22 protein-coding genes are annotated in these 18,176 nt (G+C 39.3%); 2 read left to right on the forward strand and 20 right to left on the reverse strand.

Annotated features, from left to right (window positions below; all coding sequences use genetic code 11):
- Positions 1–187: 187 nt before the first annotated feature.
- From PTUN_RS17895 to PTUN_RS17960, 14 genes are all read right to left on the reverse strand, one after another.
- Positions 188–604 carry a F0F1 ATP synthase subunit epsilon gene (locus PTUN_RS17895; RefSeq protein ID WP_009838914.1) on the reverse strand — a complete coding sequence of 139 codons (417 nt, stop codon included), beginning with the start codon at positions 602–604 and terminating at the stop codon, positions 188–190.
- Between the two features lie 14 nt (positions 605–618).
- Entirely contained in the window at positions 619–2,004 is a 1,386-nt protein-coding gene (gene atpD, locus PTUN_RS17900; RefSeq protein ID WP_009838913.1) for a F0F1 ATP synthase subunit beta, read from the reverse strand.
- A gap of 34 nt (positions 2,005–2,038) precedes the next feature.
- Positions 2,039–2,899, reverse strand: a complete 861-nt coding sequence (gene atpG / locus PTUN_RS17905) for a F0F1 ATP synthase subunit gamma (protein WP_009838912.1) — start codon at positions 2,897–2,899, stop codon at positions 2,039–2,041.
- Positions 2,900–2,949: 50 nt separating this feature from the next.
- Positions 2,950–4,491 carry a F0F1 ATP synthase subunit alpha gene (atpA, locus tag PTUN_RS17910; RefSeq protein ID WP_009838911.1) on the reverse strand — a complete coding sequence of 514 codons (1,542 nt, stop codon included), beginning with the start codon at positions 4,489–4,491 and terminating at the stop codon, positions 2,950–2,952.
- A gap of 15 nt (positions 4,492–4,506) precedes the next feature.
- On the reverse strand, positions 4,507–5,040 hold the full coding sequence (gene atpH / locus PTUN_RS17915) for a F0F1 ATP synthase subunit delta (protein WP_009838910.1): 534 nt from the start codon (positions 5,038–5,040) through the stop codon (positions 4,507–4,509).
- Positions 5,041–5,056: 16 nt separating this feature from the next.
- Complete coding sequence (gene atpF / locus PTUN_RS17920; RefSeq protein WP_009838909.1) at positions 5,057–5,527, reverse strand: F0F1 ATP synthase subunit B; 471 nt, start codon at positions 5,525–5,527, stop codon at positions 5,057–5,059.
- Positions 5,528–5,582: 55 nt separating this feature from the next.
- Positions 5,583–5,816 (reverse strand): F0F1 ATP synthase subunit C, encoded by a 234-nt coding sequence (atpE, locus tag PTUN_RS17925; protein ID WP_009838908.1) that lies wholly within the window; start codon positions 5,814–5,816, stop codon positions 5,583–5,585.
- 75 nt (positions 5,817–5,891) lie between these two features.
- Positions 5,892–6,734 carry a F0F1 ATP synthase subunit A gene (atpB, locus tag PTUN_RS17930; RefSeq protein ID WP_009838906.1) on the reverse strand — a complete coding sequence of 281 codons (843 nt, stop codon included), beginning with the start codon at positions 6,732–6,734 and terminating at the stop codon, positions 5,892–5,894.
- A gap of 15 nt (positions 6,735–6,749) precedes the next feature.
- On the reverse strand, positions 6,750–7,130 hold the full coding sequence (locus tag PTUN_RS17935) for an ATP synthase subunit I (RefSeq protein WP_009838905.1): 381 nt from the start codon (positions 7,128–7,130) through the stop codon (positions 6,750–6,752).
- A 145-nt stretch (positions 7,131–7,275) separates the two neighbouring features.
- Entirely contained in the window at positions 7,276–8,199 is a 924-nt protein-coding gene (locus PTUN_RS17940) for a ParB/RepB/Spo0J family partition protein (RefSeq protein WP_009838904.1), read from the reverse strand.
- A 21-nt stretch (positions 8,200–8,220) separates the two neighbouring features.
- Positions 8,221–9,006, reverse strand: coding sequence for a ParA family protein (locus PTUN_RS17945; protein WP_009838903.1), 786 nt, complete (start codon positions 9,004–9,006; stop codon positions 8,221–8,223).
- A gap of 15 nt (positions 9,007–9,021) precedes the next feature.
- The gene (gene rsmG / locus PTUN_RS17950) at positions 9,022–9,642 is read right to left on the reverse strand and encodes a 16S rRNA (guanine(527)-N(7))-methyltransferase RsmG (protein ID WP_009838902.1); all 621 of its coding nucleotides are present in this window, start codon (positions 9,640–9,642) and stop codon (positions 9,022–9,024) included.
- A 14-nt stretch (positions 9,643–9,656) separates the two neighbouring features.
- Entirely contained in the window at positions 9,657–11,546 is a 1,890-nt protein-coding gene (gene mnmG, locus PTUN_RS17955; protein ID WP_009838901.1) for a tRNA uridine-5-carboxymethylaminomethyl(34) synthesis enzyme MnmG, read from the reverse strand.
- A gap of 428 nt (positions 11,547–11,974) precedes the next feature.
- Positions 11,975–12,415 (reverse strand): flavodoxin domain-containing protein, encoded by a 441-nt coding sequence (locus PTUN_RS17960; RefSeq protein WP_009838900.1) that lies wholly within the window; start codon positions 12,413–12,415, stop codon positions 11,975–11,977.
- 562 nt (positions 12,416–12,977) lie between these two features.
- Between PTUN_RS17960 and PTUN_RS17965 the strand changes: the two genes are divergently transcribed.
- Positions 12,978–13,250 (forward strand): hypothetical protein, encoded by a 273-nt coding sequence (locus PTUN_RS17965; RefSeq protein ID WP_009838899.1) that lies wholly within the window; start codon positions 12,978–12,980, stop codon positions 13,248–13,250.
- Positions 13,251–13,566: 316 nt separating this feature from the next.
- Complete coding sequence (locus PTUN_RS21840) at positions 13,567–13,743, forward strand: hypothetical protein (RefSeq protein ID WP_009838898.1); 177 nt, start codon at positions 13,567–13,569, stop codon at positions 13,741–13,743.
- 3 nt (positions 13,744–13,746) lie between these two features.
- On the opposite strand, the gene mnmE is transcribed toward PTUN_RS21840, so the two are convergent.
- The 6 genes from mnmE to rpmH form a co-directional block, all read right to left on the reverse strand.
- Positions 13,747–15,111 (reverse strand): tRNA uridine-5-carboxymethylaminomethyl(34) synthesis GTPase MnmE, encoded by a 1,365-nt coding sequence (gene mnmE / locus PTUN_RS17970; protein WP_009838897.1) that lies wholly within the window; start codon positions 15,109–15,111, stop codon positions 13,747–13,749.
- Between the two features lie 120 nt (positions 15,112–15,231).
- Complete coding sequence (gene yidC / locus PTUN_RS17975) at positions 15,232–16,827, reverse strand: membrane protein insertase YidC (protein ID WP_370302131.1); 1,596 nt, start codon at positions 16,825–16,827, stop codon at positions 15,232–15,234.
- Positions 16,796–16,906, reverse strand: coding sequence for a PQ-loop domain-containing transporter (locus PTUN_RS22605; RefSeq protein WP_119081615.1), 111 nt, complete (start codon positions 16,904–16,906; stop codon positions 16,796–16,798). The genes yidC and PTUN_RS22605 overlap by 32 nt, the downstream gene beginning before the upstream one ends.
- Complete coding sequence (gene yidD, locus PTUN_RS17980; RefSeq protein ID WP_009838895.1) at positions 16,878–17,144, reverse strand: membrane protein insertion efficiency factor YidD; 267 nt, start codon at positions 17,142–17,144, stop codon at positions 16,878–16,880. Before yidD ends, PTUN_RS22605 begins: the two co-directional genes overlap by 29 nt.
- 146 nt (positions 17,145–17,290) lie before the next feature.
- Positions 17,291–17,698 (reverse strand): ribonuclease P protein component, encoded by a 408-nt coding sequence (gene rnpA, locus PTUN_RS17985; RefSeq protein WP_009838894.1) that lies wholly within the window; start codon positions 17,696–17,698, stop codon positions 17,291–17,293.
- 4 nt (positions 17,699–17,702) lie between these two features.
- Positions 17,703–17,837, reverse strand: a complete 135-nt coding sequence (rpmH, locus tag PTUN_RS17990) for a 50S ribosomal protein L34 (RefSeq protein ID WP_009838893.1) — start codon at positions 17,835–17,837, stop codon at positions 17,703–17,705.
- Between the last annotated feature and the right edge of the window lie 339 nt (positions 17,838–18,176).

Raw genomic sequence — 18,176 nt, forward strand, 5'->3', positions numbered from 1 at the left:
CAGCATTTACCTAGCTCATAGAAAGTATGGGTAAAACCGTTGTTTAAGCAAAAAAAGGAACGTGTTTTTTTTTCATATTTAATTCGGACGCGGTTCTTTATCGAATTAATAAGAGGTTACGTAGATTTAAATAATTTTAGATATAAAAAAAGCCACCCTTGGGTGGCTTTTTAATTTGGTACAATGCTTACTTACGAAGTGTTTGAAGTACTTTTAACTGCGCGATTGCACGAGACAATTCAATTGCAGCTTCTGCGTAATCAAAATCACCAGCATCAGCTTTAGCCATATGCTCTTCAGCACGGCGTTTAGCATCTAGTGCTGTTTGTTCGTCAAGGTCTTCTGCACGAGTAGCAATATCAGCAAGTACAGTTACATTTCCAGGTTGAACCTCTAATGTACCGCCAGCAACGTAGATCATCTCTTCGTCGCCGTTTTGCTTAACTACACGAACCATACCAGGTTTTAGGGCTGTCAATAATGGAGCGTGTCCTGGGTAAATACCCAACTCACCTTCACTACCTGAAACTTGAAGCGTTTCTACACGACCAGAAAAGATAGTCTTTTCGGCGCTTACTACATCCAAGTGAACAGTCATTGCCATTCTAGCCTCCAAAATTACATGTTTTTAGCTTTTTCGATCGCTTCATCGATAGAGCCAACCATGTAGAATGCTTGCTCAGGAAGCGCATCATAGTCACCGTTTAAGATGCCTTTAAAGCCTGCAATAGTATCTTTTAATGAAACGTATTTACCTGACGCACCTGTAAATACCTCAGCAACGAAGAACGGCTGAGATAGGAAACGTTGGATTTTACGAGCACGAGATACTAATTGCTTATCTTCATCTGATAATTCATCCATACCTAGAATCGCAATGATGTCTTTTAGTTCTTTATAACGTTGAAGAACTGTTTGAACACCACGTGCTGCATCATAATGCTCTTGACCGATTACTAATGGATCAAGTTGACGAGATGATGAATCTAGTGGGTCAACCGCTGGATAGATACCTAAAGATGCGATATCACGAGAAAGTACAACTGTTGCATCTAAGTGAGCAAACGTTGTTGCTGGTGATGGATCTGTTAAGTCATCCGCAGGTACGTATACCGCTTGGATTGAAGTAATTGAACCTGTTTTAGTAGAAGCGATACGCTCCTGTAGTACACCCATTTCTTCAGCAAGCGTTGGTTGGTAACCTACGGCTGATGGCATACGACCTAAAAGTGCAGATACTTCTGTACCAGCTAGTGTGTAACGGTAGATATTATCTACGAAGAAAAGTACATCGCGACCTTCGTCACGGAACTTCTCAGCCATAGTTAGACCCGTTAAAGCAACACGTAAACGGTTGCCTGGTGGCTCATTCATCTGACCGTAAACTAGCGATACTTTATCAAGTACGTTAGATTCGTTCATTTCGTGATAGAAATCGTTACCTTCACGTGTACGCTCACCAACACCAGCGAATACTGAATAACCGCTGTGCTCGATTGCGATGTTACGGATAAGTTCCATCATGTTTACGGTTTTACCTACACCGGCACCACCGAATAAACCAACTTTACCACCTTTAGCGAATGGACATACAAGGTCGATAACCTTGATACCCGTTTCTAAAAGTTCGATTGAGCTTGATTGCTCTTCGTAGCTTGGTGCTGCACGGTGAATAGACATACGCTCTTCTTCACCGATTGGACCTGCTTCATCGATTGGCTCACCAAGTACGTTCATGATACGACCTAGTGTTGCTTTACCTACTGGCACTTGAATTGCTTTACCAGTGTTTTGTACTGTAGCACCACGACGTAAACCGTCTGTAGTACCAAGTGCGATACCACGTACCACACCGCCACCTAGCTGCTGTTGAACTTCTAGAGTTAAACCAGCTAAATCGCCATCTGTAATGTTGACTGCGTCATATACGGCAGGCACGCTATTTTGTGGGAATTCAATATCCACAACGGCGCCGATAATTTGGACGACCTTACCTAAACTCATGTCTATTCCTCTCGTTAAACTTTGCCTAAGCAGATTAAACTGCCGCTGAACCTGCTACGATCTCACTGATTTCTTGCGTGATCGCTGCTTGTCGAGCTTTGTTGTATATCAGCTGTAGCTCATCCATTAGGTCGCCAGCGTTATCTGTTGCAGCTTTCATTGCAACCATACGGGCGGCCTGTTCAGAGGCAGCATTCTCTACAACACCTTGGTATACCTGAGACTCTACGAAACGAACCATTAATGTATCCAAAATTGCTTTTGGATCTGGCTCATAGATGTAGTCCCAGCGGTGTGAAAGCTCTTGGCTTTCTGCTTTTGGCAAAGGCAATAACTGATCGATCGTTGGCTCTTGCTTCATCGTGTTTACAAACTTATTGTAAACAACAAACAAGCGGTCTAATTTACCTTCATTGAATGCATCAAGCATTACTCTTACCGGACCAATTACATCCGATACAGAAGGTACATCACCTAAACTTGAAGTTTGTGCTAATACTTTTCCACCAAAACGCTTAAAAAAGTTTGCAGCTTTACTACCTATAACGGCGAAATCTGCATCTACACCTTTTTCTTTCCACGCTTTAATTTCAAGTGCAACTTTTTTGAACTCATTAGTGTTCAAGCCGCCACACAGACCACGGTCAGTAGAGATGACGATATAACCGACACGTTTTACCTCGCGCTCTTCCAAATATGGATGGCGATATTCAAGGTTACCATGTGCGATATGACCGATCACTTTGCGTATATTGTCAGCGTATGGACGGCTTGAAGCCACACGGTCTTGTGCTTTCTTCATTTTAGAAGCAGCAACCATTTCCATTGCACTGGTGATCTTTTGAGTATTTTTAATACTCCCGATCTTGCTTTTTATCTCTTTTCCGCTGGCCATGACCTAATCTCCGAATCAATCTAGGTGACCGAAGTCACCTAATTAATAACTTACCAAGTTTGCGTTGCTTTAAACTTCTCTAGAAGTTCTTTAAGCTGCGCTTCGATCTCGGCGTTGTAGTTACCAGTTTCGTTGATTAGAGCCATTAGCTCTGCGTATGTGCTGTTAGCAAAAGAAAGCATTGAAGCTTCGAAGTCGATTACTTTACTAACTTCGATATCTTTTAAATAGCCTTTTTCAGCAGCAAATAAAGACAGAGACATTTCAGCAACAGACATTGGTGCGTATTGTTTCTGTTTCATTAACTCCATTACGCGCTCACCGTGCTCTAACTGTGCACGAGTTGCGTCATCTAAATCAGAAGCGAACTGAGAGAACGCTGCTAATTCACGATATTGAGCTAATGCTAGACGGATACCACCACCTAGTTTCTTAACGATTTTTGTTTGCGCTGCACCACCAACACGCGATACCGAGATACCAGCATTTACAGCTGGACGGATACCTGAGTTGAATAAGTCAGTTTCTAAGAAGATCTGACCATCAGTGATAGAGATAACGTTTGTTGGTACGAACGCAGAAACGTCGCCACCTTGAGTTTCAATGATTGGCAATGCAGTCAATGAACCTGTTTTACCTTTCACAGCACCGTTAGTGTACTTTTCAACGTAATCAGCGTTTACACGTGATGCACGCTCAAGTAGACGTGAGTGAAGATAGAAAACGTCACCAGGGTAAGCTTCACGACCTGGTGGACGTTTTAATAGTAATGAGATTTGACGGTAAGCAACTGCTTGCTTAGATAAATCATCATATACGATTAAGGCATCTTCACCGCGGTCACGGAAATATTCACCCATAGTACAACCAGCAAAAGGAGCTAGGAACTGAAGTGCTGCTGACTCAGAAGCAGATGCCACTACAACGATAGTGTTTGCTAATGCGCCATGCTCTTCAAGTTTACGTACTACGTTTGCAATTGTTGATGCTTTTTGACCAACCGCAACGTACACACATTTAACGCCTGTACCTTTTTGGTTGATGATTGCATCGATTGCTAATGCTGTTTTACCAGTTTGACGGTCACCGATTACTAATTCACGTTGACCACGACCTACCGGAATCATCGCATCAATAGATTTATAACCAGTTTGCACTGGCTCATCTACAGATTGACGCTCGATTACGCCTGGAGCGATTTTTTCTACTGGTTCAAAACCGTCGTTATCTAAAGCGCCTTTACCATCGATCGGTGCACCTAGTGTGTTAACAACACGACCTAGTAAACCACGACCAACTGGCACTTCTAAAATACGACCTGTTGATAATACTTTTTGGCCTTCAGTTAGATCCGCATATGGACCCATAACTACCGCACCTACAGAGTCGCGCTCAAGGTTTAATGCGATAGCGAAACGGTTGCCTGGAAGCTCAATCATCTCACCTTGCATACAGTCAGCTAGACCGTGAATGCGGATGATACCATCAGTAACAGATACGATTGTACCTTCGTTACGCGCTTCACTTACAACTTCGAACTGCTCAATACGTTTTTTGATCAGATCAGAAATTTCAGTGGAATTAAGTTGCATGCTCTTTCTTCCCAATTACGATTGAAGTGTTACGGCTAAGCGGTTTAATTTACCGCGAATAGAGCCATCAATTACAGTGTCGCCCGCCTTAATGATAAGACCGCCAACAACTGCAGCGTCTACACTACAATTCAGCTTAACTTTGCGTGCGAAACGTTTTTCTAGTGCCGCGACCAATGATTCTTGCTGACTAGCAGCAAGCTCTGTTGCAGAAACCACAGTTACGTCGATTTCTTTGTCATAATCTGCCTTAAATTCAGCAAATAATTCAGCAACAGCTGGTAGGGCGACTAAACGTTTGTTCTCAGCCATTACCTTAACAAGGTTTTGACCATATTCGTTGAGTTGCTCAGCACAAACTTGAATAATTAATTCAGCTTGTTTTTCAGCAGCAGTGTTACTTGTTAACACTTGAGCGATATATTCATTTTTTGCGACTTCGCCGGCAAAAAATAACATCTCGTTCCACTGTGCGATAACACCTTTATCAACGGCAAATTCAAAAGCCGCTTTAGCGTATGGGCGAGCGATAGTAGTCAATTCAGACATGCTCAGACCCTCCTAATTACAGCTCAGTAACAAGTTTTTCAACGATGTCACTGTGAGCGGCTTCATTAATTTCGCGCTCAAGAATTCTCTCTGCGCCTAAAATAGCCAGTGCAGAAACTTGCTTACGCAATTCTTCTTTTGCACGGTTACGTTCAGCTTCTACTTCAGAGCGACCTTGAGCAATGATGTTTTCACGCTCTTCGTGACCACGAGTAGTCTCTTCGTCAACGATTTGCGTGGCACGCTTTTTAGCTTGTTCTATGATATCAGCAGCTTGTGCTTTTGCTTCTTTAAGCTGTTCTGTTGCTTTATGACGAGCAAGTTCCAGATCTTTTTCAGCTTTATCAGAAGCGGCCAAGCCATCTTCAATTTTTTTCTGACGAGCTTCAATCGCGCCGTTTAATGGTGGCCATACATATTTCATGCAGAACCAAACAAAAACGATAAATGCGATTAACTCACCGAGTAGAGTAAGATTTAAACTCACAACCACTCCTCCTTACAAGTCAATTATTATTCGCGTATAACGTGTTTTTTCGATATTAAAGTGCGAACAACATGTATAGACCGATACCAACACCGATCATAGCGATCGCATCGATAAGACCAGCTACGATGAACATTTTAACTTGTAGTTGTGGTGCTAATTCAGGTTGACGTGCAGCAGACTCAAGGAATTTACCACCTAAGTTACCAAAACCGATAGCAGTACCTAAAGCACCAAAACCGATTAGTAACGCTACAGCGATATATTTAAGACCTAGTACGATTTCCATTGTTTTCTCCGATTAATTTTCAAAGTTTAAAGTTTAAGTAAAAAAAATCTTTTTTTGTGCAAGCATCTGATCTGATTAATGATCAGTTGACGCCATGCTCAGGTACACAATTGTCAGCATCATAAAAATAAATGCTTGCAATACGATTACGAGAATATGGAATACAGCCCATACGAAGTGCAGAGGTAATTGGAATAAACCAATTGCTGCAATCAGGATGAAGATCAATTCACCTGCGTATAAGTTACCAAATAAACGTAGTGCCAATGAAATTGGCTTAGCAAATAAAGTTACTAGTTCAAGTACTAAATTCACTGGGATAAAGAAGGCTTGAATCACAGGATTCTTTACGTTAAATGGTTGTAAAGTAAGTTCTTTAACAAAACCCATTACACCTTTAACACGAATCGAATAGAAAATGATAAGTGCAAATACGCCTAAACCCATCGCTAACGTTAAGTTAAGATCAGTTGTTGGTACCACTTTCATATATGTGTGTGATTGACCGCTTGAAATCACTTCCCATGACTCACCACTCACTAGCGCAGCTAACGTAGGTAAGAAATCAACAGGAATTAAATCCATTAAGTTCATCAAGAATACCCAGACAAAAATTGTCAGAGCAAGAGGGGCAATTAGTCGACTTTTACCATGAAAAGTATCTTTCACGTTTTGATCAACGAATTCAACGACCATCTCGATAAAGCATTGCATTTTACCAGGAACACCAAGCGTTGCTTTATTGGCAGCGCGCTTGAAAATCCATAGAAAAATTAATCCTAAACCGATAGACCATGCTAGGGTATCGACATTAAGTACCATAAACAAATTGTTAGGGTCGTCTGTTAGACGCACCTGACCATTTGTAAGATGGTGCTTGATGTAACCCGTTAGAGTTAGCTCTTCACCTGCAGCCATGTTATATCCCAAAAGTTAATGATTAAAAAAAACTGGCGCGAACAATCCAGCGAACATCACCAATACAAAACTACTAAAAAACGGTAAAAACATTACCGGATAAAGTTTAAATATCAGTGCAAACAACAAGATTGTTAGCAAAAATTTTAATCCATTGCCGCGTTTAAACGAGGCAAACACTTGTTTTGCTTTACTTGCGCCCACAAATCTAAAAGCATAAGCAGCAAAAACAAAATTAGGAAGTACAGATACTAAGCCACCTGCAAAAGCAGATAAGCCAGCATTGACTCCCCAACCAACAAAAACAAACACTGCACATACAACAGCAATAACACTCTGGAGGGCGATTAGTTTAAATGCAGCCAAACGAAAATGATTAGCTAAACGGTTTTGCACTTATTCAACCCTTTTCGTATGACAATTAATCATCAGAGTATAAAAAAACTCGCAAAATTATACCGATTTCTAGCGTTATTGCAACTTGGCTGACACATAATTGCAGTAAATAAAAATAACTTAAACAGCCGTTAAAGCCTGATATTTATTCATTTATCAGTTCAGAATTTATTCGTTCAATAATGCCATCAAGTTCTTCAAGACTGGTATAACTGATAACCAATTTCCCTTTGCCTTTTTTGTTGTAGCTAATCGCAACATGTGCCCCTAAATTATCCGATAATTGACGCTCTAATTGTTCAACATCAGGATCTTTAGCAACTTCAAGTTTAGCTGGTAGGGGTTCAAGAGTCTGTTTTACAAGCTTTTCAGTTTCACGAACTGTGAGTGCTTTTGCAACCACATGACGTGCTGTTTCTGATTGAAGTTCAGCTTCTAGCGCAAGTAAACAGCGGGCATGGCCCATTTCGATATCACCATATTCAAGCAGCTTTTTAACATCTTCATTTAAATTATTTAAACGAAGTAAGTTAGTGACTGTGGTACGTGATTTTCCAACTGCATCAGCAACTTGTTGATGTGTTAGTTCAAACTCGGTCAGCAATCGCTCAAGCGCAACCGCTTCTTCCATTGCATTGAGATCTTCACGTTGGATATTCTCAATTAAGGCAATCGCAACAGCCGCTTCATCTGGTACATTTTTGATTAAACAAGGTACAACATCAAGTTGCGCTATCTGTGCAGCGCGCCAGCGTCTTTCACCGGCAATGATTTCATATTTATTTTCACTAATCGTACGAACCACGATTGGTTGAATAATGCCTTGAGCACGAATAGAAGCTGCAAGTTCTTCAAGCGCTTCTTCTGACATATCTCTGCGAGGTTGGTACTTACCAGATTGCAAAAACTCGATAGGAAGCTTTTGTAGCTCACTAGGTGTTTGTAATTGTGCTTCAGGTGAATCTGGAGTAACTGACGAATCATGATCCACAGCAGTGGCTGAAGGGGGCTTTGATGACATCAATAAAGCATCTAGACCTCTTCCTAGTCCACGTTTTTTTGCTGACATAGTAACCCTTATTTTTAAATATTATGCGACTGCAGAGTTGATTTTCTCTTTACGACGTAACATTTCACCTGCCAAGGCTAAATAAGCTTTAGCACCTGAAGACGAACGGTCGTAATACATAGCAGGCGTACCAAAGCTAGGCGCTTCTGCTAAACGAACATTGCGAGGGATTACGGTGCGATATACTTTTTCACCAAAATGCTGTTTCAATTGCTCAGATACATCATTCGCAAGACGATTTCGAGGATCGTACATCGTTCTTAAAATACCTTCAATTTGTAATTTTGGATTCACCAATTTAGCTAATTGAGTAATGGTATCCATTAACGCAGTTAGACCTTCAAGTGCATAATACTCACACTGCATCGGTACTAATACCGAATCTGCGGCAGCCATTGCATTAACGGTTAACATATTTAAAGAAGGTGGGCAGTCGATAATGATAAATTCATAACGATCGCGAATAAGGTCTAGTGCATTACGTAAACGCACTTCTCGAGCAAATAACTCCATTAATTTAACTTCTGCTGCGGTAACATCACCATTAGCAGCAATCAAATGGTATTCACCTGAAGTTTCTGTTTGAACAACTTCATCAAACGGTTTTTCTTCAACTAATAAATCATAGACGGTTGCAATATCGGCATATTTATCAACACCACTGCCCATAGTTGCATTACCTTGAGGATCTAAATCAACCAGTAATACTTTACGTTTTGTTGCCGCCATTGAAGCAGCCAAATTAACCGCGGTCGTAGTTTTACCTACACCACCTTTTTGGTTAGCTATTGCGATGACTTTTGCCACAGTATCCCCTGACGCTTAGTCTTTTTTTAGTATTATTAGATGCCTTTGTGCATTTAACTGCGGCACTTCCAGCGAAATATCTTGCTCAAATTTAATATTCTGAGGCAAACACGTTAATTCTTCTTCTGGATATTGACCTTTTAAGGCAATAAATTTACCAGAACTGTCTATCAAATGACTACACCAATCTACCATATCTTGTAACGATGCAAATGCGCGACTCAGAACACCATCTAGTTTAACAGGTGGTTGAAAGTCTTCCACTCGAGATTGCACTGGAGAAATATTGCTTAAGCCTAATTCATGTTTTACTTGAGTTAAAAAGCGCACGCGCTTACCTAAACTATCAAGCAAAATAAACTGAGTATCAGGTAATGCAATCGCAAGAACAACGCCTGGCAAACCAGGCCCAGTTCCAACATCAATATAATGCTTTCCCGGTAAATGTGGTGCAACTACTAAACTATCTAAAATATGTTTAACCATCATCTCGTTAGGATCACGCACTGAGGTTAAATTGTAGGCTTTATTCCATTTGTTTAATAATTCAACATATTTAACAAGCTGTTGTTTTTGCAATTGTGTTAGCTCAATAGATGTTTGAGCTAACAATTGATTTAATTTTTCGAGTAACACACTAAGCCTTTTGGTTAAGCCAGTTTACGAAGCAGACCTTGCTTCTTAAGATAAACTAATAATAACGAAATTGCTGCAGGTGTGATACCTGAAATACGAGATGCTTGGCCTATAGTTTGCGGACGTACATCTGAAAGTTTTGCAACAACTTCATTTGATAAACCTGAAACGGCTGCATAATCATAATCAGCAGGTAATAAAGTCATTTCATGACGAAGCTGTTTATCAATCTCTTCTTGTTGACGCGCGATGTAACCTGCGTATTTAATTTGAATTTCAACTTGCTCTAAAGCTTGCTCATTAGTGCTTTCAGATCCTAAACCTTCAATCTTAACTAGCTCGTTATAAGTTACTTCAGGTCTACGGATCAATTCTTCTAAACTTGCTTCTCTTGATAAAGGCGCTTTTAGTAAATTGTTTACCGCTTCAAGTTGAGGATGATCTTTATGGATCCACACTTCTTTTAAGCGTTGTGCTTCTTTTTCTATTTCTTCAATTTTGATATTAAATGCCGCCCAGCGTTCGTCATTTACTAATCCTAACTCACGGCCTTTAGCAGTTAAGCGTAAATCTGCATTATCTTCTCGCAGTAATAAACGATATTCAGCACGGCTGGTAAACATGCGGTACGGTTCTTTTGTACCAAGTGTCGCTAAATCATCAATAAGTACACCAGCATAAGCTTCATCACGGCGAGGAGTCCAAGCATCTTTACCTTGCACCTGAAGCGCGGCATTCATACCAGCAATAAGACCTTGCGCAGCGGCTTCTTCATAACCTGTTGTACCATTGATCTGGCCAGCGAAGAATAAACCACTAATAAATTTTGTTTCGAGTGATTGTTTTAAATCTCGCGGATCGAAGAAATCATATTCAATGGCATAGCCTGGTCGGCAAATATGTGCATTTTCAAAACCGGTGATTGATTGCACAATTTGTAATTGCACATCAAAAGGTAAACTTGTTGAGATCCCATTAGGATATAACTCGTGTGTTGTTAATCCTTCAGGTTCAACAAAAATCTGATGACGATCTTTATCTGCAAAACGCATGATCTTATCTTCGATCGACGGGCAATAACGCGGACCAATACCTTCAATAACGCCTGCATACATTGGTGAACGATCTAAATTATTACGGATCACATCATGTGTTTTTTCATTAGTGTAAGTAATGTAACAAGGGATCTGAGTTGGATGATCGCTTTGCTTACCCATAAATGAAAATACAGGAGTTGGTGTATCACCAGGCTGAATCTGCATTTTAGAAAAATCAACAGTACGTGCATCAATACGTGGTGGAGTACCCGTTTTTAAACGGCTTACTCTGAATGGCAACTCACGTAGACGTTTAGCTAAAGCGATTGAAGGTTGATCACCTGCACGGCCACCACTAAAACTTTCCATACCGATATGGATTTGGCCACCTAAAAATGTACCAACGGTTAATACTACAGAGCGGCTTGAAAAACGAAGTCCCATCTGTGTGACAACACCAACAACGTGATCGTTTTCAACAATCAGATCATCACATGATTGTTGAAATATTTTTAAATTTTCTTGGTTTTGTAACGTTTGTTGGATTGCTTCTTTGTAAAGCTTGCGATCTGCTTGTGCTCGCGTAGCACGGACCGCAGGGCCCTTTGATGAATTAAGTGTTCTAAATTGAATACCACCTTTATCAATCGCCTGAGCCATAGCACCGCCAAGTGCATCAATCTCTTTTACTAAATGACCTTTTCCGATCCCACCGATCGCAGGATTACATGACATTTGGCCAAGTGTATCCATATTATGCGTTAGCAGCAGAGTATTCATTCCCATTCGAGCAGAGGCTAAAGCGGCTTCAGTGCCAGCATGTCCACCACCTACTACGATTACATCGAAATGCTCATGAAAAATCATCTATCAGATCCTATTACAAAGTGTCAGCAAATTACCAAAGGGAGCGTATTCTACCTATAAATTCGCAGAAGGGAAACGGTTAAATTTTACGCAGGATCTAAAGAAAAGATCTTATATAAATAAAGGATCTTTTAAAGAGATCTTTATTAGATCTTACTACTAGTGATCGGCTTTTCTGTTGATAAGTCTTTTTTCATTTGTAGCATCATGAAGTTAGAACAGATCTAATCGTGTTGATATGATCGGATCTTCCTCTGTGTAAGCTCTGTTTAAAAGCCTCTTTTATGCACAGGGTGATCCAAGTGTTTTTTTATCCAGTGGATAGTACATGCTATAAATGCAGGTTAAGCAGTGCTTATCCACAATCAGATCTAAAAAAATGATATTTTGTGGATAAGCTATTGAAAACGATCTTTTATAATTTTGCTTTAGATCTGCTTTAACCAAGTTGGTAACCATGCAAGTGCGCTGTCTTCAGGTAATTGTTCATCAAGCACATCTATTTCTAACCTTTGGCCGATGCGTTTTGCACCTTTAAGTGCTAGCAAATCATCAATTGTTTTGCAGGCTAGATTAAAGGTGTCATAACTGCGATCACCTAAACCAATTATGCCATATTCTATTTCTGATAATGAATTTACTTCAGTTATATACGCTGCAAATTCTTGTAAATTATCAGGTAAATCACCAGCTCCATGAGTTGAAGTGCAAATTAACCAGATCACATTTTCAGATGGGATCATGGTTGGATCGGGAAATTCATGGAGTTCATTCGCGATATTAATTGCGTTAAGTTCTTGATGGATCTGATCTGCCGTGTACTCAGCAGATCCCATTTGACTGCCAACTATAATATGGATCGTTTTCATTTTTTATTGTGTAAGCCTTACATGTGATGATCATAAACAATTAAACTGCTTAACAGAAGATCATCTGTGGGTATTAATAAAAAAGTTTTGACCTTTTTATGTACAATAGTTGGGTTTTGTTAATTAACTTTATGATTTTTAACATTTAATTAAGTTTTTGTATGTTTTTATAAGTTGATCAACTTGTGAATAAAGGTGGGGAAAGATCTGATTAATGTGTCATTAACGTGAGGGTAAGGTGATTTTTAATATGTGGATAGCGATACAAAAGCTGTGCATTTAACTCCAATCAGACTAAAAAATCAGTTTTTGTTATTTTTTTGATGCTTGTGGATAGATCTATTCAAAAAGAGGCTCGATCTCATTAATTTAAGCAGTAAATTATTTTTAAAAAATTTTTAATGAAGAGAGAATTAACACCGAAATAGCGTAAAAAAGCTAAATTGCAGAAAAAATAATTTTATAAAATAGGTTTATGCCTGATTTAATGATTTTGAATAATGGTTAAAACTCGTTATTATTTACATAATGTCATTATGTAGTGTTAATTTTGAGGTTTTGTATGAGTGTGATCTTTCATCGGATCAAAGAAGGGGAGTTCATTCGGCTAGCACAAGCTCATGGGATCAACGATATTTTCATTCAAGAGTCACAAATAACGCCAAACAAGTATCACTTACTTGGCATTAATACGCAAACAAAAATAGGCTATGTTGTCCGTCATGGCCGCACTGATAGCATGCGAGAGTGGCGTTTAGACATTTTGGCAGCCCTTATCAAGCGCTTAGGATTTACTTGTTTTAACGTCAGAATGAATCCAGATTATACCGATTAACGCTGATTTTTGCCTTTAAATTTGAATTTAGATGCTAGTTCTGAACGGCTAAATAGGGTGTTTGTGTCGTTATTTTTATCCAGAATACTGCATATTTTATTGATAAATGAGAGCGCGTCATTCGATAAAGCATCACTAATAGAGAGGCGATGAATGTTTAATAAAGTAGTTTTTTGATATTAAAATTCATCATTTTTACTCAATAATATTGAGAATTTGCGTTATCTTTTTTGATCATATCAATGTTTTTCGTCGATTAAACTAGCTAAAAATATGCAGTCAGCACCACCCATTAGCTAGTTTCTGAGCCATTTTAATGCGTTGTTTATATAATATTATTGCAGCAAGAAAGCATCGTTTTGCTACTTTATTGAAAAGAGCATGGCACCAATATCGTTTGATTTGGCAGTGGATGGAAAGTAAAAAGGCGCTGATTGAAGTGACCCCCAATAGTTGGACTATCCAATTACTGAGGGTCTTTTTATTTAAATAGTAATTATTTACCGATACAGAATGAGCTGAATATCTTTCCGAGTAAGTCATCGGAAGTAAATTCACCTGTTATTTCATTGAGGAATTGCTGAGTAAGGCGAAGCTCTTCAGCTAATATTTCACCTGCAATATGCATTTCTAGTTGATCTTTACCTGTTTGAAGATGGTAAGCTGCATTTGAAAGTGCTTCTAAATGGCGACGACGCGCCATAAATCCACCTTCGGTAGCGCCTTGATAGCCCATACATTGTTTTAAATGTTCACGCACTAAATCGATACCTTGATTATTTTTAGCGCTTAAACTGATCACTGGATGGTTATGATGTTCTTGAATGCTGACTTGCTCACCGGATAAATCAATTTTATTCCTGATCACCGTAATGCCTAAATTGGCCGGTAATTTATCGATAAATTCAGGCCAAATTGCCGCAGGATCGGTGTCTGTACTTTCTGTGCCATCAAGCATAAACAATACGCGGTCGGCTTGTTTAATTTCATCCCAAGCGCGTTCAATCCCTATTTGTTCAACAATATCTGGGCTGTCGCGAAGTCCTGCGGTATCTATAATATGAAGCGGCATGCCATCGATGTGAATGTGCTCTCGTAATACATCTCGAGTCGTGCCTGCAATATCAGTTACAATGGCTGCATCACGCCCCGCAAGGGCATTAAGTAAACTTGATTTACCCGCATTCGGGCGCCCAGCTATCACCACTCTCATGCCTTCGCGAATGATGCTACCTTGCTTCGCCTGATTAGTTACTTCACTCAATTGGCTGATAATGGCATTTAAATCGGCTGATACTTTACCATCAGATAAAAAATCGATTTCTTCATCAGGAAAATCAATAGCCGCTTCGACATACATGCGTAAATGAATTACTTGTTCTACAAGCGTCGAAATATGTTTTGAAAATTCACCTTGTAGCGAGTGTAGGGCACTTTTAGCTGCTTGTTCTGAGGTTGCATTGATTAAGTCGGCAATTGCTTCGGCTTGCGTTAAATCGAGCTTATCATTCATAAATGCACGTTCACTAAATTCACCTGGTTTGGCGAGGCGAACATCGTTTATTTTGCAGATTTCTTTGAGTAGCATATCGAGTACAACTGGACCGCCGTGACCTTGTAATTCAAGGACATCTTCACCAGTAAATGAATTGGGCCCTTCAAAAAACAATGCGATGCCTTGGTCTAATTCATCACCCGATAAGGCTTTGAAAGGAACGTATTCGGCATAACGCGTTTTTGGACACTTACCAAGCAGTTGTTCTGCGACAGAACGCGCAAGTTTTCCCGATACACGGATGATCCCAACGCCGCCTCGACCAGGGGCTGTTGCTTGTGCTGCGATTGTTTCTTGATTGATCATGATGTTATTTCAAAGAAGGACATGGCTTTTATTGTATAACAAAGCATTTAATGCGGCTACGCAGACGGGCAATAGCAATAAAAAAAGGCGACCTAAGTCGCCTTTTTAGTCGTTAGATAATTAGCCTCTAACTTTAATTCCTTTTTTCTCCATACCGCGGTAGATGATAAGCATCTGAGCAATAGAGATAAGGTTTGATACTAACCAGTATAAAACTAAACCTGACGGGAACCATAAAAAGAATACAGAGAAGATAACCGGCATATAGGTCATCATTTTTTGCTGCATTGGGTCTGTTACAGTCATTGGTTGCAGTTTTTGGGTTAAGAACATACTGGCACCAAATAAGATTGGTAAAATGTAGTATGGGTCTTTTGCAGATAAGTCCATTATCCATAAACCAAATTCAGCATGGCGTAATTCTACAGATTCAAGGAATACATAAAATAAGGCTAAGAAAATAGGCATTTGTAATAGTAGAGGGAAACAACCACCCATAGGGTTTACTTTCTCTTTACGGTACATTTCCATCATAGCTTGGCCAAACTTTTGTTTGTCTTCGCCATGTTTTTCTTTTAACGCCATGATTTTTGGTTGTAGGTTACGCATTTTCGCCATTGAGGTGTACTGCGCTTTTGTTAGCGGGTATAAGAAGGTTTTAACGATAATCGTGATTGAAATTATAGCTAAACCCCAGTTACCTAGAAGTGCATAAAGCCATTTTAGTAATGCAAAGAGTGGCTGGCTAATAAACCATAAAATACCGTAGTCTACCGTTAAATGTAGGTCATCATGCAGTGCTTTAAGCGCTTCTTGGTCTTTTGGTCCCATATAATAAGTCGAAGCTAATTGTTGCTGTTGACCTGCTTCAATGGTGGTAAGTGGACCTTTAATACCCATCATGGCTGAATTATCTGATAATTTACGTGAGTAAATAGTGTTTTGTTCATCTTGTTTTGGTACCCAAGCACTAACAAAATAATGCTGAATAAACGAGATATAACCACCTTGGGTATCAATACTTAAGTTTTTATCTTCAATATCAGAAAAAGAATATTTTTCGTAAGGTTTTTCAAATGCACCATAAGCAAAACCTAAATAGGATTGGTCAACCATGCTGCCTTTAGCTTGAATAGTACGTTTTACTTGAGTAAATAACTGTACCGTAGCTGGATTAGCTGATTTATTATTGATGGTGTATTCAACATCGACAGCATAATCACCTTTTTTGAACACATAGGTTTTAACAAATTCAATGCCAGCGTCACTTACATACGTCAATGGAATACGAAGTTCGTCATTGGCTAACGTGTAACTTTGTTGCTCAGCGCTATAAACAGGGCGACCTTGCTGACTTGCATCTGGGCCATCAATACCAATTAAACCACTTTGAGAAAAATACTGATTGCCAGTAAATTCACCTAGTAACATAAATGGCACGTCGCCATGTTGTTTTTCAGGATATTGAATTAAGTCTGCTTCTACAATATCACCGCCTTTGGTATCTAACTTAACTTTCAATACGTCAGTAGTGACTGAAATATAAGATTGACTTGGACGTTGAATTTGACCCGGAACAGAAGAGTCACTTGATGATGGGATAAACGTATCACCAGTTGATTGGGTTGCATCTTTTACTTGTGTTGAAGCACTCTGTACGGCTTGTTGTTGAGGGTTATAGTCATTATTCCATTCTTGAAATAATAAAAATGACACTAACAATAAACCGATAAATAAAAACGTGCGTTGAGATTCCATAACAGCTCTTATTTCTCGTATTTATGATTAATTGGATGTTTTATTTCAGGCACAGGATCATCTCCGCCTGAATGCAAAGGGTGACATTTTAATATGCGTTTTAATGCTAACCAACCACCTTTTATTGCACCATGGTTTTTAATTGCGCCCATGGCATAACTCGAACAAGTTGGATTAAAGCGACAATGTGGGCCTAAGAATGGACTAATCCATTTTTGATAACCGGTGATCAAAAGCAATAAAATAGCTTGCGGTATTTTAGCAATTCGAATCATAGTATTTGCCTACACAATAGCCTATTTAACAACAGTGATTTACCTACTATTGTTTGTTTTGCATCAGGCAAAACGGCATGATTAAAAGGTGAGCTAAAGATACCTTAATTGCCTAGTGAATTCTATCGCTAATGTTATTGATTGTTTTATTTTGAAGGCTTGCGTGGACGTTTTATAAACGGAGCGGGTTTTGGTGCACCTGGTTTACAGCGTTCGTTAATTTTTAACCACAGTTTGTCGAGTTGTTTACGTAGTAACGTATTGTCTTGTAAAGCACAGCCATCTTTAACCATTAACACTATGTCGATATTATCGAGTTTATGTTGGCTTAAGCGAAAACTTTCACGAGCGAGTCGTTTGATGCGATTACGTTGATTAGCTTGTTTAACACGTTTTTTTGCAACAGTAAGACCTAAACGAGGTTTGTTAACATCATTAGGTTTTGCAAGAAGGGTAAAATTTTCAGTTGCAGCCCGAACAGGCTCATTGAAGACTTTTGAGTAATGCGAGGGAGTTAGTAAACGTAACTCCCTGCCAAAGCCAAAGCTTTCCACTAAATTAAGCAGAAAGTACTTTACGGCCTTTTGCACGACGACGTGCTAAGACTTTACGTCCATTTACAGTTGCCATGCGAGCACGGAAACCGTGATTACGTTTGCGTTTGATTACGCTTGGTTGAAAAGTTCTTTTCATAACATTTCTCCGATCGGTTAAAGTAAAAACATCCTATGCAGGTCGCGATCCTGGCACAGGTGCCATTGCGAGCGCGAGATGTTATAGACATCACTTATTAAAGTCAATCATAAAAGCGCTTTGCACATGATTTAATCGAACTTAATAATAGCTATATATAGTAGCGTTTTTTCAGTTGGATCAAAATAGATCCTTTCACTAACAAAGTTTTCCACAACTTCAGTGGCTAAATAGTCAACAAGCTCTGGAAAACTTGGATAGATCGGTTTTTTTTCACCGGATCTAATAAGTTATCACCAGTTTATCTTCTTAAATATTAAAAATATATAAGTATATAAA

Origin of the sequence: Pseudoalteromonas tunicata, from assembly GCF_002310815.1 — a bacterium.
Lineage (GTDB): Bacteria > Pseudomonadota > Gammaproteobacteria > Enterobacterales > Alteromonadaceae > Pseudoalteromonas > Pseudoalteromonas tunicata.